This window comes from Streptomyces sp. CB03238 (genome assembly GCF_002099185.1).
Classification (GTDB): Bacteria; Actinomycetota; Actinomycetes; order Streptomycetales; family Streptomycetaceae; genus Streptomyces.
This window is the reverse complement of record NZ_NBCN01000002.1, coordinates 302,813-323,769: the sequence shown is the minus strand read 5'-3', so window position 1 is coordinate 323,769 and position 20,957 is coordinate 302,813. Positions and strand designations below refer to the sequence as shown.

Genomic DNA, 20,957 nt, shown 5'->3' with positions numbered 1-20,957 from the left:
GATTAGCACCTTCGGGTGACGGGAGGAATGACGCGGGGAAAACGGGGCCCGGCGAACCGCCCCGGGAACACGGAGCACGGGCGCCCCGCCGCACCGCGCCCGGAAGCGGCGAAGGGGCCCGCCCGGAAACGGCGCCGCACCACGCCCGGAAACGGCGGAGGGGCGCGCCCGGGAACGGCGGAGGGGCGCGACACACCGACGTGGCGCGCCCCTTCTCCCGCAGAGCGGCGGGTGTTACTCCTGGGTGGCGGCCGTGATGTCGTGGTCCGGCACGGCCTCTCCCGACCGGATCAGCTCGATCCGGCCCATGACCTTGGCCCGCAGGTCGGCCGGGACGTCGTCATGCCCACAGCACCGCTTGACCAGCTTCTTCACGGCCTGTTCGAGCCCGTACTTCTCCAGGCACGGGGAGCACTCCTCGAAGTGCACCTCGAACTTGGTGCAGTCGCTGTCGGGCATCTCGTGGTCGAGGAACTCGTAGAGGTGGTCCAGGACCTCCGAGCAATCCGTCTCGTGCGGCTCTCCGCAGCTCATGAGCCCGAGCCTTTCCCGTTGTTCGACGACTCTCCGGCGCCCGCGGGGACCAGTCCGCGTTCGCGGGCGTAGTCCTCGAGCATGCCGCGCAGCTGGCGGCGGCCACGGTGGAGTCGGGACATCACCGTACCGATGGGCGTACCCATGATGTCCGCGATCTCCTTGTACGCAAAGCCCTCGACATCGGCCAGATAGACGGCGATGCGGAACTCCTCGGGGATGGCCTGGAGGGCTTCCTTCACGTCGGAGTCGGGCAGGTGGTCCAGCGCCTGGGATTCGGCGGACCGCAGGCCGGTGGACATGTGCGACTCGGCACGGGCGAGCTGCCAGTCCTCGATCTCCTCGGCGGCGCTGCGCTGGGGCTCGCGCTGCTTCTTGCGGTACGAGTTGATGAAGGTGTTCGTGAGGATCCGGTACAGCCACGCCTTGAGGTTGGTGCCCTCACGGAACTGGTGGAAGGACCCGTACGCCTTCGCGTACGTCTCCTGCACGAGGTCCTCGGCGTCGGTGGGGTTGCGTGTCATGCGCAGCGCCGCCGAGTACATCTGGTCGAGGTACTCGAGGGCGTCGCGCTCGAAACGCGCGTTGCGCTCGGCCGTGGTCTCCTCGTGGCCGTCGTCGGTCCCTGTGTCGGTCCCAGTGACCGGACCCACCTCCTCCAGCGCTTCGGCGGCGAGACCGAGTGCGGACCCGCTCGAATCGGAGGATAGTCGACCTTCCGGGGACAGGTCCTTCCGATTTTTCCCACCCGGTGTGCGACTCGACAGACCAGGGGCGGTCCTGGCCGCCGGCAGCACGGTCCAGTCCAGCTCGGTGGCGGCCTGCGACCGGCTCGGGCAGATGGTCGAACCCATGCGACGGACTCCCTCTCCTGGCTCTTCTCTCTCACCGACGCTCGTCACAACACCGGCCGGGCCGTCCGTCATTCCCGCAAGGTCTCGACCCACGTGGCGACCCCGTCGGTGATCACCTTCAGGGCCGCCTCCTGGCTGAGGGGCGCCCGCTTCGGCACCGCGAACCCGTGATCGCCGAAGGGCACCTCGACCAGCTCGTGGTCCCCGTCGGGGAACTCGGCCGGCCTGCCGAAGGGGTCGTTGCCGCCCTGGACGACGAGCGTGGGCACCCCGGCGCCGAGCAGCTCGTCCGCCCGGGACTTCTCGGGGCTGCCCGGCGGGTGGAGCGGGAACGACAGGGCGAGTACGGCGCGGGCGCCCAGCTCGCGCGCGGTGCGGCAGGCCACGCGGGCGCCGGCGCTGCGCCCGCCGGCCACCACGGGCAGGCCGGGGGCGTTCAGCGCCGGCCACAGGTCGCGCCAGCCCTCGTCGAGCCGCTTGGGGGCTGGGGCGAGCTTCTTGCCCGCGACCCGCCAGGGCTGCTCGACCAGCGCGACGGTCACCCCCGCGGCGGGCAGGGTGGCGGCGAGCGCCTGGAGGTCGCGGGCCTCGATGCCGCCGCCGGCTCCGTGGCTGAGGGCCACGACGAGGCGGGCGGCGGCGCTGTCCGCCTCGTACCAGGTGATACGGGCGTCCCCGAGGCCGGTCGGGACGGTTTCGGTGGTGGTCACGGGGCCATCCTGCCGCGTGCCGGGCGCGCGTGCCGGGCTCAGAACAGCGTTCCCTCCTCGGGGGCGGCGATTTCCTCCAGCAGTTCAGGGCCGTTGTTGCGGACGTTGCTGACGGCGGTGGTCACCGGGTAGGCCCGCATCAGGCCCGCGGGCGGCGGGGTGAGCAGGGCGCGCAGGTCGTCGGTGTCCGTGCGGGCCGGGTCCAGCCAGGCGTCCCACCGGTCGGGCGTCAGCATCAGCGGCATACGGGGGTGGATGTCGGCCAGCGAGCGCGGGCCCTCGGCGGGGGCCACACCCAGGGGGTCCTTGTCGGCGTCGGTGGTGATCACCGAGCAGGTGGCCCACCACGCCTGCGGGTGATCGGGCGGCAGGGTGGGGTCGCGCCAGAACTCGTACAGCCCCGCCATCGCGAAGACCGACCCGTCGGCGGGCGTGACGAAGTAGGGCTGCTTGCGGGGGCGCTTCTTCTTGCCCTGCTCCTCCAGCTGCCGCTCGGCGGCGCCGGTCACCCACTCGTAATAGCCGTCGGCGGGCAGGATGCAGCGGCGCTGGGTGAACGCCCGCCGGAAGGACGGCTTGTCGTGCACGGTCTCCGCGCGGGCGTTGATCATCCGGGCGGCTCCCTCGGGCGTCTTCGACCAGGACGGCACCAGGCCCCATTTCAGGACCCGCAGCTGCCGAACCGGACGGTCGCGATCCGCGTCCTTGTCCTTGAGGGGGCGTTCGAGGACCGCGTACACCTCTTTGGTGGGGGCCACGTTCCAGTCCGGAGCCAGGGTCTCCTTCGGCTCCCATTTCTCTATCTGGAAGAGTCCGGTCAGATCCTCGGGCCTACGACTCGCCGAATAACGTCCGCACATACTTGCCAACACTGCCACGTGCCACTGACACCATGAGGAGCCGTCCGAGAAATGGCCAGCACCGATCTGTTCGGTACCCAGCCCGCCCCGGACCTGTGGCTCGTCGTCGTCACCGCCGTGGCGGCCCTCGCCGTGACCGCCCCGCACCGGGTGTGGCGCGTGGCGCGCAACGCCGTCACCATCGCCCACGAGGGCGGCCACGGGCTGATCGCCCTGCTCACCGGCCGCCGCCTCGACGGCATCCGGCTCCACTCGGACACCAGCGGCCTCACTGTCAGCCGTGGCAAACCCACCGGCCTCGGCATGATCCTCACCGCCGCCGCCGGCTACACCGCGCCCTCCCTGCTCGGCCTCGGCGGCGCCTGGCTGCTCGCCGCACACCGCGTCACCCTGCTGCTGTGGATCGCCACGGCGCTGCTGATCGCCATGCTGGTGATGATCCGCAACGCGTACGGGGCGCTCACCGTCATCGTCACGGGTGCGGCGTTCCTGCTGGTGTCCTGGCTCACGGAGCCGGACGTCCAGTCGGCGTTCGCGTACAGCGCCGTGTGGTTCCTGCTGCTGGGCGGGGTACGACCGGTCTTCGAGCTCCAGGCCAAGCGGCGGCACGGTGCTGCGCCCGACTCGGACGCCGACCAGCTCTCGCGGCTCACGCACGTCCCGGCGCCACTGTGGCTGTTCTTCTTCCACGCCGTCTCGTTGTGCTCCCTGATCGGCGGCGGGCGCTGGCTGCTGGGTCTGTAGCACCAGGGGGCGGTACGTGCGCCGCGTGCCCGGTCCGTGCGCCCGCCGCACGCCTTTGTGAACCGATAGGGGTCCTGACTGCTCGGTCCGTGATCGGCCGTGACCACTTGCCCCGTCTAAAGTGAGGGGCATGACCGAAACCCCCGCGCAGCTCGATCTCTGGCCGGCCCCGTACGCGAGTGGAGCCGTGGACGCGACCGTCACCGTGCCCGGGTCCAAGTCGGTCACCAACCGGGCCCTGGTGCTCGCCGCCCTGGCTTCCGAGCCCGGCTGGCTGCGGCACCCGCTGCGCTCGCGCGACACCCTGCTGATGGCGGAGGCCCTGCGCACGATGGGCGTCGGCATCGAGGAGGGCGTGGGCCCGGACGGTACGGGCGAGCGGTGGCGGGTCATCCCGGCGGGCCTGCACGGCCCGGCCACGATCGACGTCGGCAACGCCGGAACGGTCATGCGCTTCCTCCCGCCGGTCGCGGCGCTGGCGACGGGCCCGGTCCACTTCGACGGCGACCCGCGTTCCTACGAGCGGCCGCTGCACGGGGTCATCGACGCGCTGCGCACCCTGGGCGCCCGGATCGACGACGAGGCGCGCGGCGCGCTGCCGATGACCGTGCACGGGGCGGGGGCGCTGGAGGGCGGCCCGGTGGAGATCGACGCCTCGTCCTCTTCGCAGTTCGTCAGCGCCCTGCTGCTGTCGGCGCCGCGCTTCAACCAGGGCGTCGAGGTACGGCACACGGGCGCCAAGCTGCCGTCGATGCCGCACATCCGGATGACCGTCGACATGCTCCGCGCGGTGGGCGCCCAGGTCGACGAGCCGGAGACCGGCGGCGAGCCGAACGTGTGGCGGGTCTCCCCCTCCGCGCTCCTGGGCCGCGACCTGACCGTCGAGCCGGACCTGTCGAACGCGCAGCCGTTCCTGGCGGCCGCGCTGGTCACCGGCGGGCGGGTCACCATCCCCGACTGGCCGGAGCGCACCACCCAGCCCGGTGACGCGCTGCGGGAGATCTTCACCGAGATGGGTGGCTCCTGCGAGCTCACCGAGCAGGGCCTGACCTTCACCGGAACGGGCACCATCCACGGCATCGACGTGGACCTGAGCGAGGTCGGCGAGCTGACGCCCGGCATCGCGGCGGTCGCGGCCCTCGCCGACTCGCCCTCCACCCTGCGCGGCGTCGCCCACCTGCGCCTGCACGAGACGGACCGGCTGGCCGCGCTCACCAGGGAGATCAACGAGCTGGGCGGTGACGTCACCGAGACGGCGGACGGTCTGCACATCCGCCCGCGCCCGCTGCACGGGGGCGTGTTCCATACGTACGACGACCACCGGATGGCGACGGCCGGATCGGTCATCGGCCTCGCCGTCGAGGGCGTGGAGATCGAGAACGTCGCGACGACCGCGAAGACCCTGCCGGACTTCCCGCAGATGTGGACCGGAATGCTCGGAATGCTCGAGGCCTGACGACATGCGCCGCTACGGCAAGAACCCCGACGAGGACGACATCCGCTCCCGTCCCAACCCCAAGGGCAACCGCCCCCGTACCAACATCCGCCCCAAGCACGAGGACGCCGCCGAGGGCATGGTCCTCACCGTGGACCGCGGCCGGCTGACGTGCCTCGTCGACGACCGGGTCGTCATGGCGATGAAGGCCCGTGAGCTGGGCCGCAAGGCGGCCGTCGTCGGCGACCGGGTCTCCCTGGTCGGCGACCTGTCCGGCAAGAAGGACACGCTCGCGCGGATCGTCCGGATCGAGCCCCGCGCCTCGGTGCTGCGCCGCACGGCCGACGACGACGATCCGTACGAGCGGGTGGTCGTCGCCAACGCCGACCAACTGGCCATCGTCACCGCCCTCGCCGACCCCGAGCCCCGCCCCCGGCTGATCGACCGGTGCCTGGTCGCGGCGTACGCCGGCGGCCTGGAGCCGCTGCTGGTGCTCACCAAGTCCGACCTCGCCCCGGCCGAGAAGCTCCTGGAGCTGTACGGCGCGCTCGACATCCCGTACGTCGTGACCAGCCAGGACGAGCTGTACGACGGGCACACCGCCGCCGACCGGGTCCGCGAGTACCTGGCGGGCCGCACCACCGCGTTCGTCGGCCACTCGGGCGTCGGGAAGACGACGTTGGTGAACGCCCTCGTACCGGAGGACCGCCGGCGGCTGACGGGTGACGTCAACGCGGTGACGGGCCGCGGCCGGCACACCACCACCTCCGCGCTGGCGCTGCCGCTCGACCGCGCGGACGGGTGGGTGATCGACACCCCGGGCGTGCGGTCCTTCGGGCTGCACCACGTCGATCCGTCCCGTGTCATCAACGCCTTCCCGGATCTCGTACCGGGTACGGAGAACTGCCCGCGCGCGTGCAGCCACGACGAGCCGGACTGCGCGCTGGACACCTGGGTCACGGAGGGTCACGCGGATCCGGCCCGGCTGTATTCGCTGCGGCGGCTTCTCGCCACGCGGGAGCGACGCGAAGGCGACTGAGTCGCGCACGTTTGCGGGTACCTCCGCCTGGTAAGTGCATAATCGCACCAAGTGACACAGTGACAGGAAGCAGTCACCGACATCACCGAGGTCACCGACGCGGGAGGCACTGACGATGGCGTGGCTGCTGGTGATTGTCGCCGGGTTCCTTGAGACGGGTTTCGCCGTCTGCCTGAAGCTGTCGCACGGCTTCACCCGGCTGTGGCCGACGGTCGCGTTCGCCTGCTTCGCCCTCGGCAGCTTCGGGCTGCTGACGCTGGCGCTGCGGAAGCTGGACGTCGGCCCGGCGTACGCGGTGTGGACCGGTATCGGGGCGGCGGGCACGGCGATCTACGGGATGATCTTCCTCGGGGACCTGGTGTCGGTCCTGAAGATCATCTCGATCACGCTGGTGATCGTCGGAGTCATCGGCCTTCAGCTGTCGGGCTCGTCGCACTGACGCCCAGTGCGTGACGCAGCAGGGCGCCGAGGTCCTGCGTACCCGGCGCGATCACGTACGAGAGGGCCAGCCGCACCGCCAGTTCGCACGCCCCTTCGGCCTCATCGTGCCCCAGCGCGGCCCGCGAGCGCTCCCCCACGGCCGCCACGAGCTCGCCGGGGGCCGGCGCCCCGGCGTCGGCGCGGCGCTGTGCGGAGGTGCCGGCCGGCGCCCGGGAGCGGGCGGGGGCGGGGCGCGGCGCGGGCAGCCGGTCGCCCCAGCAGCCGGTGAGCAGGGCGCGCAGCAGCGGCCGCTCGGCCGCCTCGCCGACGGTCCACTCGGCGACCGAGACGAGCCGGTCGATGGCGTCGGAGCCGTCGTCGGACCTGTCCTGGGGCCTGTCGTCGAGCCTGTCCTCGGACCTGCCCTCGGACCTGTCCTGGAGGGCGCGTTCGACCCCGTACAGATAGGCGTCGGCCTCGCGCCGCACCAGGGCGCGGGCGAGGCCCTCCTTGCTGCCGAACTCGTTGTAGAGGGTCTGCCGGGAGACCCCGGCCGCGGACGCCACGTCGACCATCCGGACCGCCGACCAGGGCAGTCCCCCGAGCGCCGTCATGGCGGCGTTCAGCAGTGCTTCTCGCGCGGTGGGCATCGTCGCCTCCCAGGCCGTCGCCTCGGCTCTGGGCTCAGAGTTGACGGGCGGCCACGCACTGTCAATAGGCCCTGCTGAAGGAGCCGGTCCTCCGGGATAGAGTCGGCCCATGGCCGACTACCACGATGATCTGCGTCTTGCCCACGTCCTCGCGGATGCCGCCGACGCCGCCACCATGGATCGGTTCCGGGCCCTGGACCTGAAGGTCGAGACCAAGCCGGACATGACACCGGTGAGCGAGGCGGACAAGGCGGCCGAGGAGCTGATCCGCGGCCATCTGCAGCGGGCGCGCCCGCGCGACGCGATCCTGGGCGAGGAGTACGGCGTCGAGGGCACCGGCCCGCGCCGCTGGGTGATCGACCCGATCGACGGCACCAAGAACTACGTCCGCGGGGTGCCCGTGTGGGCGACGCTGATCGCGCTGATGGAGGCGGGCCAGGGTGGGTTCCAGCCGGTCGTGGGGGTGGTGTCGGCACCGGCGCTGGGCCGACGCTGGTGGGCGGCGAAAGGGCTGGGCGCGTACACGGGGCGCAGCCTGACGTCGGCGACGCGCATCCAGGTGTCGAAGGTGGCGGAGCTGTCGGACGCCTCGTTCGCGTACTCCTCGCTCAGCGGCTGGGAGGAGCAGGGGCGGCTGGACGGCTTCCTGGACCTCACGCGCGCGTGCTGGCGGACGCGCGGCTACGGCGACTTCTGGCCGTACATGATGGTCGCGGAGGGCTCGGTGGACATCTGCGCGGAGCCGGAGCTGTCCCTGTGGGACATGGCGGCGCCCGCGATCGTGGTCCAGGAGGCGGGCGGTTCGTACACCGGCCTCGACGGGCAGCCGGGCCCGCACAGCGGCAACGCGGCGGCGTCGAACGGGCTGCTGCACGAGGAACTGCTGGGGTACCTGAACCAGCGGTACTGACACTGACGGCCCGTCATGGCGTGAGTGCGCCAGGTGGTGCACGCCCCCTTGTTGAAGACCGGGCGAGCTGCCACTCTGAGAATCCCCCCATTTGTGAACTTGTGAATTCCTTCTCGTTGAAGGGTTCACCAAGTCGAGGGATTCACCAAGGAGGTGGCTCCATCCATGCTCGTCCGTGACGCCATGAGCACGGTGGTCCTCACCATCGGCCCCGCACACACCCTGCGCCAGGCGGCCGCTCTGATGGCGGCGCGCCGCGTCGGCGCGGCCGTCGTCCTGGACCACGACACCAGCGGCCTCGGCATCCTCACCGAGCGGGACATCCTCGTCTCCGTGGGATCCGGCCAGAACCCCGACATAGAGACGGCGGGCGCGCACACCACCACCGACGTCGTCTTCGCGGCGCCGGGCTGGACCCTGGAGGAAGCCGCACAGGCCATGGCTCATGGCGGTTTCCGGCACCTGATCGTGCTGGACGGCGACGGGCCGGTCGGCATCGTCTCCGTACGCGACATCATCCGCTGCTGGGCGCCGGTGCGGCTGCGCGAGGCACGGCGCGAGGCAACACTGACCGCCGGCTAGCGCCTGCATACGAGAGGGCCGGCCCCCGCGACGGGAGCCGGCCCTCTGTTCACGACAAGCGATCCAGTGCTGTTCAGCCGCGCAGGGCCTGGACCGCGGCCTCCAGCCGCTTGCCGTAGTCCTCGTCCGCCTGGCGGAAGTTGTTGATCGCGCGCTCGGCGATGTCGTCGCGCGACACCTTGGCGATGAAGCCCGCCAGGTTCGCGATCAGGCGCTCCTTCTCCTCCTCCGACATCAGCCGGTAGAGGTTGCCCGCCTGGACGAAGTCGTTGTCCTCGGCGTGGACGGGCGCCTCGTGGTCGCCGGTCACACCGGTCACCGGAACCGGCTGCCACAGCGGGCGGCCGGTCTGGTTCGGGCCGCCGAAGCTGTTGGGCTCGTAGTTCTTCGCACCCTGGTGGCGGCCGTCGTACAGGAAGCCGTCACGGCTGTTCGTCCGCGCCTCGGTGGCGTGCGGCCGGTTCACCGGCAGGTGGTCGGCGTTGATGCCGACGCGGTAGCGGTGGGCGTCGCCGTACGCGAAGAGACGGCCCTGGAGCATCTTGTCGGGCGAGGGGCCGATGCCGGGCACCAAGTGCGCCGGGGAGAAGATCGACTGCTCGACCTCGGCGAAGACGTTCTGCGGGTTGCGGTTGAGCTCCAGCTTGCCGATCTCGATGACCGGGTAGTCCGCGTGCGGCCACACCTTGGTGAGGTCGAACGGGTTGAAGCGGTACGTCGCGGCCTCGGCGGCGGGCATGATCTGCACGCCGACGGTCCAGGACGGGTAGTCACCGCGCTCGATGGCCTCGCGCAGGTCGCGCTGGTGGGAGTCCGGGTCCTCACCCGCGAGCTTGTTGGCCTCGTCCTGGGTGAGGCACTTGATGCCCTGGTCGGTCTTGAAGTGGTACTTGACCCAGAAGACCTCGCCGGCCTCGTTGTTCCACTGGAAGGTGTGGGAACCGAAGCCGTCCATGTGGCGGTAGCTCGCCGGTATACCGCGGTCACCGAACAGCCAGGTCACCTGGTGCGTCGACTCGGGCGACAGGCCCCAGAAGTCCCACACGTTGTCCGCCTCCTGGGAGCCGGTGTACGGGTCGCGCTTCTGGGTGTGGATGAAGTCGGGGAACTTGATGGCGTCCTTGATGAAGAACACCGGGGTGTTGTTGCCGACGAGGTCGTAGTTGCCCTCTTCGGTGTAGAACTTCAGCGCGAAGCCGCGCGGGTCACGGACGGCGTCGGCCGCACCGAGGTTGCCCGCCACGGTCGAGAAGCGGAGGAACGTCTCCGTCTGCTTGCCGACCTCGGAGAGGAACTTCGCCCGGGTGTACTTGGTGACGTCGGCCGTCACCGTGAAGGTGCCGTAGGCACCGGCGCCGCGCGCGTGGACCACGCGCTCCGGAATGCGCTCGCGATTGAAGTGCGCGAGCTTCTCCAGCAGCAGCTGATCCTGGACCAGAACCGGACCGCCGACGCCCGCGGTCTCGCTGTTCTGGTTGTCGGCGACCGGCGCGCCGGCCTCCGTGGTGAGCGGTCCCTGCGTCACGTGCGCCTCCTGCGTGTGTCCTGCCATGTCCTGCACGTCCTGTCCCTTGGCTAATGCCGTTTCCGATCCTACAATGGACATTGTCTAAGTCAAGCCCTCATCCAAAGCCACACCCATTCGGGACTGAGTCCCCTCCCTGTTAGGCTGGTCGTCATGAGTGACCTGTTGGAACGACTGCGCGGACGCGGCTGGCGGATGACCGCACAGCGGCGTGTCGTGGCCGAGGTCCTCGACGGGGACCACGTACACCTGACCGCCGACGAGGTGCACGCGCGCGCGGTGGAGCGGCTTCCGGAGATCTCCCGCGCGACGGTGTACAACACGCTGGGTGAGCTGGTGACGCTGGGCGAGGTCCTGGAGGTCTCCACGGACCGCCGCGCCAAGCGGTACGACCCGAACGCCCACCGTCCGCACCACCACCTGGTGTGCGCCCAGTGCGGCGCCATCCGCGACGTACACCCGACGGGCAACCCACTGGCGGACCTGCCGACCACCGAGCGCTTCGGCTTCACGATCTCGGACGTGGAGGTCACGTACCGGGGCGTCTGCCCGAACTGCGCCTCCGCCTGACGCGTCTCGACGAAAGCCCCCGGCCGCGCGCCGGGGGCTTTTCGTCGTACCGTGCACACGTCGTACCGTGCACACGTCGTACCGTGCACACGTCGTACCGTGCACACGTCGTACCGTGCACACGTCGTACCGTGCACACAGAAAACGCCGAAGGCCCGGATCCATATGGATCCGGGCCTTCGGTTTCAGTAGCGGGGACAGGATTTGAACCTGCGACCTCTGGGTTATGAGCCCAGCGAGCTACCGAGCTGCTCCACCCCGCGTCGATGAACACAACCTTACGGGACCGCGTGGACCAGCGCAAATCCATAAGCAGGCCTTGGACCCACCCCGAGGCGCTCGGCTACGCGGTGAGCTCCTGGTGCAGCGCCTCGCTGAGCCGTGCCGCCCGCTCGGCCACCTCGGCCGGGCCCAGCTCGACCGCGCGGGCGCACCAGCGGCGGCCCTCGGTCAGCTCGCCCCGGCGGGCGGCGAGCAGCGCCAGGCGCAGGGCGGCCCGGCCGTGCCCGGCGCGGGCGGCGCGGGTCCACCAGAGCGAGGCCTCCCTCTCGTTCCCGTCGCGGGCGAGCAGCAGGCCGAGGTTGAAGGCGCCGTTGCGGCTGCCCGCCTCGGCGGCCTCCCGGTACCAGCGGGCCGCCTCCGCGGTGTCCCCGCGGGCGGCGGCCAGCATGCCGACCCGCACCTGGGCGCGCCGGTGGCCCTGCTCGGCGGCCCGCTCGTACCACTCCTCGCACTCGCTCTTGGGTGCCTGCGGCTCACCGAGCGCGGGCGGTCCGGTGGGCGCCTGACGGGCGTCCAGCACGGTGGCGAGGCGGAACGCGGCCTCCGCGCTGCCGCCGCCCGCCGCGCACCGCAGGTGACGCTCGGCCTCCTGCTCGTCGCCGTCCCGGAGGCGGGCGATGCCGACCTGGAGCGCGGCCTCGGTGTGGCCGGCCGCGGCGGCCCGCTCGTACCAGCGCAGCGCCGTCTCGTCGTCGTCGCGACCCGCGTAGAGGATGCCCAGGTTGAACGCGGCGTCGACGCTGCCGGCCTCGGCGGCCTTGGAGAACCAGGGCTCGGCGCCGTTCGGGTCGCCGCTCTGGAGGAGCAGGATGGCGAGCGCGTTGGCGGCCTCGCGGTGACCCGCGTAGGCGGCGCGCCGGTACCACTGCTCTGCCTGGGCGATGCGGTTCTGGGCGGCGAACAGCAGGCCGAGGTTGTACGCGCCGTTCACATCGCCCGCGTCGGTGGCCGCGCGGTACCAGCGCTCGGCCGTCTGGTGCTCGCCGCGGGCGGCGTGCAGGGCGCCCAGCGCGTTGGCGGCGTTGCCGTCGCCGTCCTGGGCGGCGCGCAGCCACCAGATGGCGGCGCTCTCCTCGTCGCCCGCGTCACGGAGCAGGAACCCGAGCGCGCACGCGGCGCGGGTCTCGCCGTCCTTGGCGGAGGTCAGGTACCAGCGGCCGGCCTCCTTGAGCTCGCCGCGCCGTTCGAGGATGGCCCCCAGGTGCAGGGCGGCGCGGCGGTGGCCGCGGGCGGCGGCCTGCCGGTACCACTGCTCGGCGGTCTCGGTACCGGTAGTGGCGGCGGTGTCGTCGGCGGCCCGCGTCTGGGCCTTGCGCTCCAGGGCGCGGGCCAGGCGGTAGGCGGCTTCGCGGTGGCCCTGCTCGGCGGCCGCGCGCAGCCACCGCTCGGCGCCGACGTCGCTGCGGTGCTCCAGCAGGTCGGCCAGGGCGTACGCGCCGAGGGCGTGGCCCTGCTCGGCGGACTGGCGCAGCCAGTACTCGGCCGCCGGCTCGTCGCCGCGCTCGCGGTAGTGGCGGCCCAGGGCGTGGGCGGCGGCCGCGGAACCGGCCACGGCGGCGATGCGCCACCAGCCGGCGGCCTCGTCGGCGTACCCGCGCTGGTGGAGGAGGACGCCCAGGTTGTTGGCGGCGGCGCGGTCGCCGTCGGCGGTGGCGGCGCGCAGGTGGGGCTCGGCGCCGTCGAGGTCGCCGCGGCGCAGCAGCAGGGCCCCGAGGACGCTCATGGCGACGGTGTCGCCGTTCTCGGCGGCGCGGCGGTGGCGCTCCTCGGTCTCGACGGCGTCACCGGTCTCAGTGCTGTCCATGGCGGTGGTCTCCATGGCAGCGTCACCCATCACATCTGCGGCGCTTTCGGCGTGCCGCTGCACAAACCGCCCTGTCTCCAACAGAGTTGCCCTGTCCCCCATAATTCCCATCGTCGCACCACCTGCTACCCGCGTACACCTGGTATACCGCAGCCAGTGAGGTCACTTCAGCGTTTTGTCGACATGCCCACAGGGAGACAAGTCAAACACGTTGCACCCCAACTGCCCCCGTCAGGGCCGTTCTTCACATGAGCCACGGCCAGCCCAGCCACGGCCCAGCTCCCCACGAACACGACAAGGGCCCGGATCCTGGAAGGATCCGGGCCCTTGCTTTCAGTAGCGGGGACAGGATTTGAACCTGCGACCTCTGGGTTATGAGCCCAGCGAGCTACCGAGCTGCTCCACCCCGCGTCGTTGTGTCACTACCGTATCACGGCCCGGAGGTCCCCCCGCCCGCCCCGAGGACGGGCAGGGGGACCGCCCTGATTCAGCCGCCCGACGCGGGCTTGCCGGCGTCCGCCGTATCGGCACCGGGCTTGGCGCCCGCCGTATCGGCACCGGGCTTGGGCTCGGCCGCCCCCGCCGCGGGCTTGTCGTCGGCATTCTTGCCGCCGTCGGCCTTGCGCTGGGCGTCCGCCGCGGCGGCCCGCTGGAGCGCCTCCGCCAGCGCCTCCTGCGCCTTGCCGTACGCCGTCCAGTCACCCTTCTTCATCGCCGCCTCACCGTCCGTGAACGCCTTCTGCGCGTCCGCGATCGCCTGCTGCAGCGCCGCCTCGCCGGTGGCCGGCGGCTTGGTCGGGTCACTCGGCGGCGGTGTGGTCGGCGTCTCGCCGTCCACCCCGAAGACCGCGTTCAGCGCCTTGGCGAGGTTGTCCTCGAACACCGTGGTGTCCTTGGTCGTGTCGCCTTCCGGCTGGTCCGCGTCGACGTACGACACCGCCACCTTCCGCATCAGCGGATACGCGGCGTTGCGGCCCTGCGCGTAGATCGGCTCGACGTACAGGAAGCCGCCGTCGAGCGGCACGGTCAGCAGGTTGCCGTACTGGATGTCGGAGTCGGCACCCTTGAGGTCACGGACGAACTGGGCCACGGAGGGCAGGCTGTTGAGCTTGTTCTGCACCTGCGCCGGGCCGGGCACGTCCTGGGTGACCCTGAGCAGCCTTATCCGGCCGTAGTCCTTGCTGTTGGCGTCGGCGTCCACCGCCATGAAGCCGCCCAGGTTGGGCCGGCCGTTCGGCGTGAACGTCGTCGTCAGCGAGAACTGCTGCCGCGTGTCCCCGGGCATCTTCATGCTCAGGTAGTACGGCGGAACCGCGTTGCCGTTCTTGTTCGTCGGGTCGTCCGGCACCTGCCAGGCGTCACTGCCGCTGTAGAACTGGGCGGCGTCCTGGACGTGGTAGCGGGTCAGCAGCTCGCGCTGGACCTTGAACATGTCCTGCGGGTAGCGCAGGTGCTCCCGGAGGTCGGCCTTGATGGCGCTCTTCGGCTCGACCGTGCCGGGGAACGCCTTCATCCAGGTCTTGAGGACCGGGTCCTTGGTGTCCCACTGGTACAGCTTCACCGTGCCGTCGTACGCGTCGACGGTGGCCTTCACCGAGTTGCGGATGTAGTTGACCTGGTTCTGCTGGGCGACGACCGCGCGCGTCTGGTTGCCGGCGGTGAGGGAGTCCGTGGTGGTGTCCCCCAGCGTCGTACGCGACGCGTACGGGTAGCCGTTCGTCGTCGTGTAGGCGTCGACGATCCACTGGATGCGGCCGTCGATGACCGCCGGGTAGGCGTCGCCGTCGATGGTCAGCCAGGGGGCGACCGCCTCCACGCGCTGCTTGGGCGTGCGGTTGTAGAGGATCCGCGAACCGTCGCCGATGGCTCCCGAGTACAGGATCTGCGGCTCGCTGAAGGCCACGGCGTAGGCAGCCCGGTTGAAGGCGTTGGAGAGGTTGACCCCGCTCTTGCCCTTGTAGCTGGTGGTCTTCTCGCCGTTCTCCTCGTAGTCGAGCTCCTTCTGCGGACCACCGACGATCGAGTACTGCTCGGTCTTCTCGCCGTAGTAGATCCGCTGCTCGTACGTCTTCAGCTCGCCCTTGGTCGGCAGGCCGGACTCGGTGAAGATCGGCGAGCCGTTGGCATCCGTCGCCGTACCCGTGGCCATGATCGCGCCATAGCCGTGGGTGTACGTGAAGTGGTCGTTGATCCAGTTCCGCTTCGGGATGCCCCTGATGTTGAGCTCACGCAGACCGATGACCGTGTCCTTGCCCTCGTACCGGTCGACGTCGAGCGTGGTCGGGAACTGGTAGTACTTCCGCCGCTGCTCCAGCTGCTGGAAGGTCGGCGACACGATGTTCGGGTCGACCAGCCGGTAGCTGGCGGCCAGGTCGGCGTCCGCCCTCAGCTTGTCCTTGGCCTTGACCGTGGACTTGCCGGAGTAGTTCTCCGGCTTCGTCTGGTCGATGTCGTACGCCTTGCGCGTGGCGTCGATGTTCTTCTCGATGTACGGCGCTTCCTTGGCCTGCTCGTTCGGCTGCACCTGGAACTTCTGCACGATCGCCGGGTACAGCCCGCCGATCAGGATCGCCGACAGGACCATCAGGCCGAAGCCGATCACCGGGAGCTGCCAGGTGCGGCGCCAGAGGGTGGCGAAGAACAGCACGGCACAGATGGCGGCGATGCAGAAGAGGATCGTCTTCGCCGGAAGGTAGGCGTTGGCGTCGACGTACCTGAGGCCCGTCCAGTTGCCGGTCGCCTTGAAGTCGCTGGACTTCACGGCCAGGCCGTACCGGTCGAGCCAGTACGCGATCGCCTTCAGCGACACGAAGACACCGAGCAGGACGGAGAGGTGCCCGGTCGCCGCGGCGGTCGCGCGGGCGCCCGGGCTGGTGATGCGCAGCCCGCCGTACAGGTAGTGCGTCAGCGCGGCGGCGATCAGCGACAGCACGGTGGCGGCGAAGCCGAAGCCCAGCAGGAACCGGTACCAGGGCAGGTCGAACGCGTAGAACGCCACGTCCATGCCGAACTGCGGGTCCTTCTGACCGAAGGACACCCCGTTGACCCACATCAGCCAGGTGCGCCACTGGCCGGAGGCGGAGGCACCGGCGATCAGCCCGACCAGGGCGGTGATCGCCAGGAGCACCCACTTCTTGTACGGGGCCACTCCCATCCGGTACCGGTCCAGGCTCTGCTGCTCCAGCGACATGGCGCTCAGCGGCGGGCGCAGCCGGTGCGCGAGCCAGATGTTCAGTCCCACCGCCACGGCCATCAGCAGACCGAAGACGGCGAACAGGCCGATCTTGGTCCACAGGGTGGTGGTGAAGACGGACGAGTAATTGACGGACCTGTACCACAGCCAGTCCGTCCAGAACCCGGCGAACATGACGAAGAGCATGGCCAGCACGGCCAGTACCCCCAGTGTCATGAGCAGGGTACGGGCCCGCCGGGACGGCCGGCCGACTCTGATCCGTGGCCCGGTCGGGCCTCCGCCGCGGTCCGGCATCTGGAAAGCCAACGTGCGCCCCTCGAGTTCGCTGTCGTGTGGTGAAGCAGGCCCAGCGATGGTAGAGCCCACTGATGCAACTTACTGAAGCTTTACCTAGTTCCCGCCTCCGGGTCGAAAGGAGGCAGGATATTGACCATGTCCAACGTTTCTCCCTCAGGCCCCCCGATGGCCGCCAGCCCGCTGACCCGCGCGGTACTCGAGATCGACGAGTACGCGTCCGGTCTGGGCTGGGACCAGCCGGCCCGGCTCTTCGCCCTCGTCGACACCGCCCAGCTGCGCTCCCAGGAGCCGGGGCTGGCCGCCCAGCTCGGCCTGGACGCCGACGAGGCCGCCGCCCCCCTCACCCCGATCGAGCAGGACGAGATCCCCGCCGACCGGCCGCTCGACGAGTTCCTCGCCACCGTCGCCTGGCCGGATGCCGTGGCGGGCTGCGCGATGACGGTGGAGCGGCTGATGCTCCCGCCGTCCGCCGAGGCCTCCGTCCCGGACGGCCTGGACGAAGCGGGCCTGGCCAAGTGGGTCGCCGCCCACCCCGACCGCCAGGAGGTCCGTATGACGGTGGCCGTCCTCCGCGACGGCGCCCGTGAGTCGGCGCTCCGGCTGCGCGAGAAGGACTCCCCCACCGAGGTCCTCACCGGCGCGGACCTCGTACCCGGCCTCGCCGAAGCCCTCGCGGCCACGTTCGAGTCCTGAGCAAACCCGGGAGACGCGCGGGGCGGGTCCGGGTACGGGGCCCGGCGGGCCCCGGCGGGGCTTGTGCGGCGGGCGCGGCCTGCCCGGCGGGGGCCGGCGGGGCTTGCTGGGCCCGGCCTGCCCAGCGGGGACCGACGGGGGCTTGCTTGGCGGGCCCGGCCTGCCCGGCGGGGGCCGACGGGGCTTGCTTGCTTGGCGGCCCGGCCTGAGCCCGGCGCCCCGGCGGGGTGAGGGAGCGGCCGGGTCCTGAGGGGCCGGGCGTGCCTGGGGGCGCGGCGGGCCCGGGCCGTCGCCTCCGCCTCGCCCGCGAGGCGCCGCGCATCCACCAGCGCGTGCGCCCGCAGCGCGTCGGTCCTCCTCCGCGAGCGCGAGGATCGCCTGCGCGCGGCGCCCCAGCGGGCGCGCCGTGCCCGCCTGGAGGGCCGGCCCCCGGCGGACTTGCCCGCCCAGCGGGCGTGCCTGCCTGGAGGCCACCCGGGGCTTGCCCGGCGGGCGCGGCCTGCCCGCCCTGCCCGGCGTGCCGTGGACTGCTGCGGCGGTCAGCCGACCGCGCAGCTCGGGAGGCCGGTGGTGGTGCCCTTGCGGATCTTCTCGAGGGACTTCACCGCGTCCTTGATGGTGTTCACCTTGATCAGCGTGAGCCCGTCAGGCGTGTCGGACGCCGCCGCCGCGCAGTTGTCGGCGGGCGTCAGGAAGTACCGGGCGCCGGCGTTCCGCGCACCGACCAGTTTCATCTCGATGCCGCCGATCGGGCCGACCTTGCCCGCGTTGTCGATCGTGCCGGTGCCCGCGACGAACGTGCCGCCCGTCAGGTCGCCCGGAGTCAGCTTGTCGACGATCCCGAGCGAGAACATCAGGCCCGCGCTCGGGCCGCCCACATCGGCGAGCTTGATGTCGACGGTGAACGGGAAGGTGTGGTCCGTCCCGGCCTGGATGCCGACGATCGCCCGGTCGCCCTCGTCGGACTTCTTGGTGGTGAGGGTGACCCGCTCGGTCGTGGTGGGCTCCCGGCCCGCCTTCTCGGCGGCCGCCGCCTCCTTCGCCGGGACGATGGTGAAGACCACGTCCTCCTTGGGCTTGTGCTTGGTGACGAGCTTGGCCACGTCCTGCGGCGCCTTGACCGCCGTACCGTCCACCGCCTTGATCACGTCGCCCGCGTGCAGCGTGCCCTCGGCGGGGCTGTCCTTCTGGACCGAGGAGACGACCACGCGGGACGCGACGGGGATGCCCAGCTGTCCGAGGGCGGCGACCTTCGCGCTCTCCTGGGACTGGCTGAACTCCTCGGCGTTCTCCTGGGTCGACTGCTCCTCGGTCTTGCCGTTCGGATAGAGCGTGTCGTGCGGCACCACGACGCTGTCGTGGGCGAGCCACCCGTAGACCGCCTCCACCAGGTTCATCTTGTAGTCCGCACCGGTGACCCTGACCGTCGTCATATTGAGATGCCCGGTCGTGGGGTAGGTCTTGTGGCCGGAGATCTGCAGCACCGGCTCGCCGTCGGCCTCACCGAGCGTGTTGACCGTCGGTCCCGGGCTCATCTCCGAGTAGGGCACCGGAAAGAACACGCCTGCGCAGAGCAGCGCGATGAGGACGAGGGTGGAGGCGAGCATCGTCGCAGTGCGGCGTGGCATGGAACGACAGTACGGGACACGTGTGTCCGTGCACCCCCGGGGCCGGTCCGTACGGGGGGCCTTGGGCCGTCAGGCCGTGCCGCTGCCCGAGTGGGACTTCTCCATCACCTCGCGGAAGCGCGCATAGCCCGCCAGCTCGGCCACATCACCGGTGGTCCGGTCACGAGAGGCCCAGCTTCCCCATATCGCAGCACCGATGGCAGCGAAGAGCGGAATCAACAACCAGGCGAGAACTGCCATCACGCGACCTCCCGTCCCCATGAGCACAACCCACGAACTGATCAGCAGATTAACCATCCGCCGGTTCAACGCTCACGCCCGGGGTCGGGTTACGCAAATCGGACGCTTGCCCACCGTCCGGAACCGGTCAGCTGGCGCCGACCCTCCCCCAGACTTCGTCCGGGGGGACCCCCATACATGTGCCTGAGGCTCAGCAGGCGCCGACCCACTCCTCTGTGCCGTCGGAGAAGCGCTGGTGCTTCCAGATCGGCACCTCGTGCTTGAGGTCGTCGATCAGCTTGCGGCACGCCTCGAAGGCCTCCCCCCGGTGCGGGCACGACACGGCGACCACGACGGCCAGGTCGCCGACTGTCAGGTCGCCCACCCGGTGAACGGCCGCGAGGGCACGTACCGGATAGTCGGCGACGACCTTCTCCGCGACGCGGCGCAGCTCGGCCTCTGCGGTGGGGTGGCTGGAGTACCCGAGGGCGTCGACGTCTGCGCCACCGTCGTGGTTGCGCACGGTGCCCACGAAGAGGGCCGTACCGCCGGCCGCGTCGTCACCGACGGCCCGGAAGACCTCGTCGAGGGAGAGCGGGGTGTCACGGATCGCCAGCAGCCGGATCGGGTCCGCCGCCGCGCGCTCGCCGGGGTGGTCGTACGTGGGTGCCATGCAGCCCATCGTGCCGCACGGGACTGACATCGCGGAATAGCGTTTTCGACCTGCCCGGCCACGCGCGCGTTGGAGCCTCCTACAGAGCGCCCGCCCGAGCCCCGCGCCGCGGCCCGCAGCCCCGCGCCCGCTACAGACCGCGGCGCTTGCGGGCCCGGCGTACCAGAGCGGCGGTGCCCAGCAGGGCGACCGTCGCGCCCGCGGCGCCCGCCGCCGTGGCGTCCTTGCGGCCGAGGCGGCGTCCGGCGACCGTGTGGCGGCCCTCGACCTCCTCCAGGAGCGCGGCGAGGACCTCCTCATTGGTCCACTGCGGCCGCCAGCCCGCGTCGTGCAGCCGCCCGACGCTGACCACCCACGGATGCATGGTGTACGCCAGGTCACCGGCCGGCGACGGGGTGAGCCCGATCCGGTGGAGCCGCGCGGCCGCGCCCAGGGCCACCGCGGAGGGCAGCTCCATGCGCCGGATTCCGCTCAGCTCCTCGACCTCCTCCTGTTCCAGCCAGCCGTCGCAGCCGACCGCGAACTCGCCCTCGACCTTCTCCAGCGCCGCGTACTCCAGGGCGCTGACCAGGTCCTCGACGTGGCAGAACTGCCAGGCCGGACGCGACCCGGCGACCACCAGCAGCCGGGGCGACTCGAAGTACCGGGTCAGCGCCGTGTCGGTGCCGCCCACCAGCACGGCCGGGCGTACGACCGTGACGTTCAGGCCGGGGTGCGCTCGGGGCGCCCGGCGCGCGAGGCGCTCGATCTCCAGCAGGTCGCCCACCCCGGTGGCCTCGGCGGTCGCCCGCAGCTCGGCGTCCTCGGAGAGCGGGATGTCGTTGTCGGGCAGCGCCCCGTACACCATCGCGGAGGTGCACAGCACGACCCGGTGCACACCCGCGGCCGCCGCTGCGGTCAGCACGGTCTGCGTACCGCGCACGTTGTACGCCGTACGGGCGGCGGCGTCGGTCTCCAGGTCGAGGTCGAGCGCCAGGTGCACGACGACGTCGGCGCCGCGCAGTTTCTCGGCGATAGCCGGGTCCCGCACGTCGAGGATGTGCCACTGCGCCTCGGAGACCTCGCCGCGGCGCTCGTCGATCGCGATGACCTGCTTGACCTCCCCGGATGCGGCGAGGCGGCGGGCGAGTAGGTCTCCGACGCCGGACGCGGCGCCGGTGACCGCGACGACGGGGCCGCGGCCGGAGTGGGTTGAGAGGTTTCGCGCTGCGCGAACCTGCGGATCTGGGGAACTCACCGGGCGTCTCCAGCGGTTGTCTTCAGTACGTACGTGTATGACGCGTACGTACCAGGTGGCGTCCATCCTGCCGCAGGCCATGAGCCGGTGGAGCACCG

General features: G+C 71.2%; 20 protein-coding genes and 2 tRNA genes. 8 read left to right on the top strand and 14 right to left on the bottom strand.

What is annotated here, in order from left to right:
- Nucleotides 1–234: 234 nt before the first annotated feature.
- The 4 genes from rsrA to BKD26_RS04230 form a co-directional block, all read right to left on the bottom strand.
- Nucleotides 235–534 carry a mycothiol system anti-sigma-R factor gene (gene rsrA / locus BKD26_RS04245; protein ID WP_073754184.1) on the bottom strand — a complete coding sequence of 100 codons (300 nt, stop codon included), beginning with the start codon at nucleotides 532–534 and terminating at the stop codon, nucleotides 235–237.
- Entirely contained in the window at nucleotides 531–1,187 is a 657-nt protein-coding gene (locus tag BKD26_RS04240; protein WP_193791266.1) for a sigma-70 family RNA polymerase sigma factor, read from the bottom strand. Before BKD26_RS04240 ends, rsrA begins: the two co-directional genes overlap by 4 nt.
- A 269-nt stretch (nucleotides 1,188–1,456) precedes the next feature.
- Nucleotides 1,457–2,098: an alpha/beta family hydrolase gene (locus BKD26_RS04235; RefSeq protein ID WP_107417753.1), complete on the bottom strand. Its 642-nt coding sequence runs from the start codon at nucleotides 2,096–2,098 to the stop codon at nucleotides 1,457–1,459.
- A gap of 38 nt (nucleotides 2,099–2,136) precedes the next feature.
- Nucleotides 2,137–2,958 (bottom strand): SOS response-associated peptidase, encoded by an 822-nt coding sequence (locus tag BKD26_RS04230; protein ID WP_084895866.1) that lies wholly within the window; start codon nucleotides 2,956–2,958, stop codon nucleotides 2,137–2,139.
- A 51-nt stretch (nucleotides 2,959–3,009) separates the two neighbouring features.
- Between BKD26_RS04230 and BKD26_RS04225 the strand changes: the two genes are divergently transcribed.
- The 4 genes from BKD26_RS04225 (at nucleotide 3,010) to BKD26_RS04210 (ending at nucleotide 6,615) form a co-directional block, all read left to right on the top strand.
- A complete protein-coding gene (locus tag BKD26_RS04225; protein WP_084895863.1) occupies nucleotides 3,010–3,702 on the top strand; it encodes a M50 family metallopeptidase in 693 nt (230 codons plus the stop codon).
- A 130-nt stretch (nucleotides 3,703–3,832) separates the two neighbouring features.
- Nucleotides 3,833–5,158 (top strand): 3-phosphoshikimate 1-carboxyvinyltransferase, encoded by a 1,326-nt coding sequence (gene aroA, locus BKD26_RS04220; RefSeq protein WP_084895861.1) that lies wholly within the window; start codon nucleotides 3,833–3,835, stop codon nucleotides 5,156–5,158.
- Nucleotides 5,159–5,162: 4 nt separating this feature from the next.
- A complete protein-coding gene (gene rsgA / locus BKD26_RS04215; RefSeq protein ID WP_084895859.1) occupies nucleotides 5,163–6,176 on the top strand; it encodes a ribosome small subunit-dependent GTPase A in 1,014 nt (337 codons plus the stop codon).
- Nucleotides 6,177–6,291: 115 nt separating this feature from the next.
- Nucleotides 6,292–6,615, top strand: a complete 324-nt coding sequence (locus BKD26_RS04210) for a multidrug efflux SMR transporter (protein WP_073754178.1) — start codon at nucleotides 6,292–6,294, stop codon at nucleotides 6,613–6,615.
- Here the strand turns inward: BKD26_RS04210 and BKD26_RS04205 are convergent.
- Entirely contained in the window at nucleotides 6,581–7,246 is a 666-nt protein-coding gene (locus BKD26_RS04205) for a TetR/AcrR family transcriptional regulator (RefSeq protein ID WP_084895857.1), read from the bottom strand. The two genes, BKD26_RS04210 and BKD26_RS04205, sit on opposite strands and share 35 nt — an antisense overlap.
- Nucleotides 7,247–7,355: 109 nt before the next feature.
- Here BKD26_RS04205 and hisN point away from each other — a divergent pair, with 109 nt between their 5' ends.
- Nucleotides 7,356–8,156, top strand: coding sequence for a histidinol-phosphatase (gene hisN / locus BKD26_RS04200; protein WP_084895855.1), 801 nt, complete (start codon nucleotides 7,356–7,358; stop codon nucleotides 8,154–8,156).
- Nucleotides 8,157–8,321: 165 nt separating this feature from the next.
- A complete protein-coding gene (locus BKD26_RS04195) occupies nucleotides 8,322–8,738 on the top strand; it encodes a CBS domain-containing protein (protein ID WP_073754175.1) in 417 nt (138 codons plus the stop codon).
- A gap of 73 nt (nucleotides 8,739–8,811) precedes the next feature.
- Here BKD26_RS04195 and BKD26_RS04190 read toward each other — a convergent pair whose 3' ends face one another.
- Nucleotides 8,812–10,263, bottom strand: a complete 1,452-nt coding sequence (locus tag BKD26_RS04190; protein WP_084895853.1) for a catalase — start codon at nucleotides 10,261–10,263, stop codon at nucleotides 8,812–8,814.
- Nucleotides 10,264–10,416: 153 nt separating this feature from the next.
- Here BKD26_RS04190 and BKD26_RS04185 point away from each other — a divergent pair, with 153 nt between their 5' ends.
- The gene (locus BKD26_RS04185) at nucleotides 10,417–10,833 is read left to right on the top strand and encodes a Fur family transcriptional regulator (RefSeq protein ID WP_084895851.1); all 417 of its coding nucleotides are present in this window, start codon (nucleotides 10,417–10,419) and stop codon (nucleotides 10,831–10,833) included.
- 189 nt (nucleotides 10,834–11,022) lie between these two features.
- Here the strand turns inward: BKD26_RS04185 and BKD26_RS04180 are convergent.
- The 4 genes from BKD26_RS04180 to BKD26_RS04165 all read right to left on the bottom strand — a co-directional run bounded on the left by BKD26_RS04180 (nucleotide 11,023) and on the right by BKD26_RS04165 (nucleotide 16,406).
- Nucleotides 11,023–11,096, bottom strand: a tRNA-Met gene (locus BKD26_RS04180).
- Between the two features lie 80 nt (nucleotides 11,097–11,176).
- Nucleotides 11,177–13,030, bottom strand: a complete 1,854-nt coding sequence (locus BKD26_RS04175) for a tetratricopeptide repeat protein (RefSeq protein WP_084895849.1) — start codon at nucleotides 13,028–13,030, stop codon at nucleotides 11,177–11,179.
- A 226-nt stretch (nucleotides 13,031–13,256) separates the two neighbouring features.
- A tRNA-Met gene (locus tag BKD26_RS04170) sits at nucleotides 13,257–13,330 on the bottom strand.
- Nucleotides 13,331–13,406: 76 nt separating this feature from the next.
- Complete coding sequence (locus BKD26_RS04165; RefSeq protein WP_084895847.1) at nucleotides 13,407–16,406, bottom strand: UPF0182 family protein; 3,000 nt, start codon at nucleotides 16,404–16,406, stop codon at nucleotides 13,407–13,409.
- A gap of 138 nt (nucleotides 16,407–16,544) precedes the next feature.
- Here BKD26_RS04165 and BKD26_RS04160 point away from each other — a divergent pair, with 138 nt between their 5' ends.
- Nucleotides 16,545–17,102, top strand: coding sequence for a PPA1309 family protein (locus BKD26_RS04160; protein ID WP_084895845.1), 558 nt, complete (start codon nucleotides 16,545–16,547; stop codon nucleotides 17,100–17,102).
- A gap of 539 nt (nucleotides 17,103–17,641) precedes the next feature.
- Here the strand turns inward: BKD26_RS04160 and BKD26_RS04155 are convergent.
- The 4 genes from BKD26_RS04155 to BKD26_RS04140 form a co-directional block, all read right to left on the bottom strand.
- Nucleotides 17,642–18,730: a PDZ domain-containing protein gene (locus BKD26_RS04155; RefSeq protein ID WP_084895843.1), complete on the bottom strand. Its 1,089-nt coding sequence runs from the start codon at nucleotides 18,728–18,730 to the stop codon at nucleotides 17,642–17,644.
- A 69-nt stretch (nucleotides 18,731–18,799) separates the two neighbouring features.
- Nucleotides 18,800–18,970, bottom strand: a complete 171-nt coding sequence (locus BKD26_RS40080; RefSeq protein WP_179166405.1) for a hypothetical protein — start codon at nucleotides 18,968–18,970, stop codon at nucleotides 18,800–18,802.
- A gap of 190 nt (nucleotides 18,971–19,160) precedes the next feature.
- Nucleotides 19,161–19,622 carry a molybdenum cofactor biosynthesis protein MoaE gene (locus tag BKD26_RS04145; protein ID WP_084895839.1) on the bottom strand — a complete coding sequence of 154 codons (462 nt, stop codon included), beginning with the start codon at nucleotides 19,620–19,622 and terminating at the stop codon, nucleotides 19,161–19,163.
- Between the two features lie 130 nt (nucleotides 19,623–19,752).
- A complete protein-coding gene (locus tag BKD26_RS04140; RefSeq protein ID WP_084896219.1) occupies nucleotides 19,753–20,859 on the bottom strand; it encodes an SDR family oxidoreductase in 1,107 nt (368 codons plus the stop codon).
- Nucleotides 20,860–20,957: the final 98 nt, after the last annotated feature.

Coding starts and splice junctions, on each gene's coding strand:
- rsrA (WP_073754184.1), bottom strand. CDS start 534: ATGAGCTGCGGAGAGCCGCACGAGACGGATTGCTCGGAGGTCCTGGAC.
- BKD26_RS04230 (WP_084895866.1), bottom strand. CDS start 2,958: ATGTGCGGACGTTATTCGGCGAGTCGTAGGCCCGAGGATCTGACCGGA.
- BKD26_RS04225 (WP_084895863.1), top strand. CDS start 3,010: ATGGCCAGCACCGATCTGTTCGGTACCCAGCCCGCCCCGGACCTGTGG.
- aroA (WP_084895861.1), top strand. CDS start 3,833: ATGACCGAAACCCCCGCGCAGCTCGATCTCTGGCCGGCCCCGTACGCG.
- rsgA (WP_084895859.1), top strand. CDS start 5,163: ATGCGCCGCTACGGCAAGAACCCCGACGAGGACGACATCCGCTCCCGT.
- BKD26_RS04210 (WP_073754178.1), top strand. CDS start 6,292: ATGGCGTGGCTGCTGGTGATTGTCGCCGGGTTCCTTGAGACGGGTTTC.
- BKD26_RS04205 (WP_084895857.1), bottom strand. CDS start 7,246: ATGCCCACCGCGCGAGAAGCACTGCTGAACGCCGCCATGACGGCGCTC.
- hisN (WP_084895855.1), top strand. CDS start 7,356: ATGGCCGACTACCACGATGATCTGCGTCTTGCCCACGTCCTCGCGGAT.
- BKD26_RS04195 (WP_073754175.1), top strand. CDS start 8,322: ATGCTCGTCCGTGACGCCATGAGCACGGTGGTCCTCACCATCGGCCCC.
- BKD26_RS04185 (WP_084895851.1), top strand. CDS start 10,417: ATGAGTGACCTGTTGGAACGACTGCGCGGACGCGGCTGGCGGATGACC.
- BKD26_RS04175 (WP_084895849.1), bottom strand. CDS start 13,030: ATGGGAATTATGGGGGACAGGGCAACTCTGTTGGAGACAGGGCGGTTT.
- BKD26_RS04165 (WP_084895847.1), bottom strand. CDS start 16,406: ATGCCGGACCGCGGCGGAGGCCCGACCGGGCCACGGATCAGAGTCGGC.
- BKD26_RS04160 (WP_084895845.1), top strand. CDS start 16,545: ATGTCCAACGTTTCTCCCTCAGGCCCCCCGATGGCCGCCAGCCCGCTG.
- BKD26_RS04155 (WP_084895843.1), bottom strand. CDS start 18,730: ATGCCACGCCGCACTGCGACGATGCTCGCCTCCACCCTCGTCCTCATC.
- BKD26_RS40080 (WP_179166405.1), bottom strand. CDS start 18,970: ATGGCAGTTCTCGCCTGGTTGTTGATTCCGCTCTTCGCTGCCATCGGT.
- BKD26_RS04145 (WP_084895839.1), bottom strand. CDS start 19,622: ATGGCACCCACGTACGACCACCCCGGCGAGCGCGCGGCGGCGGACCCG.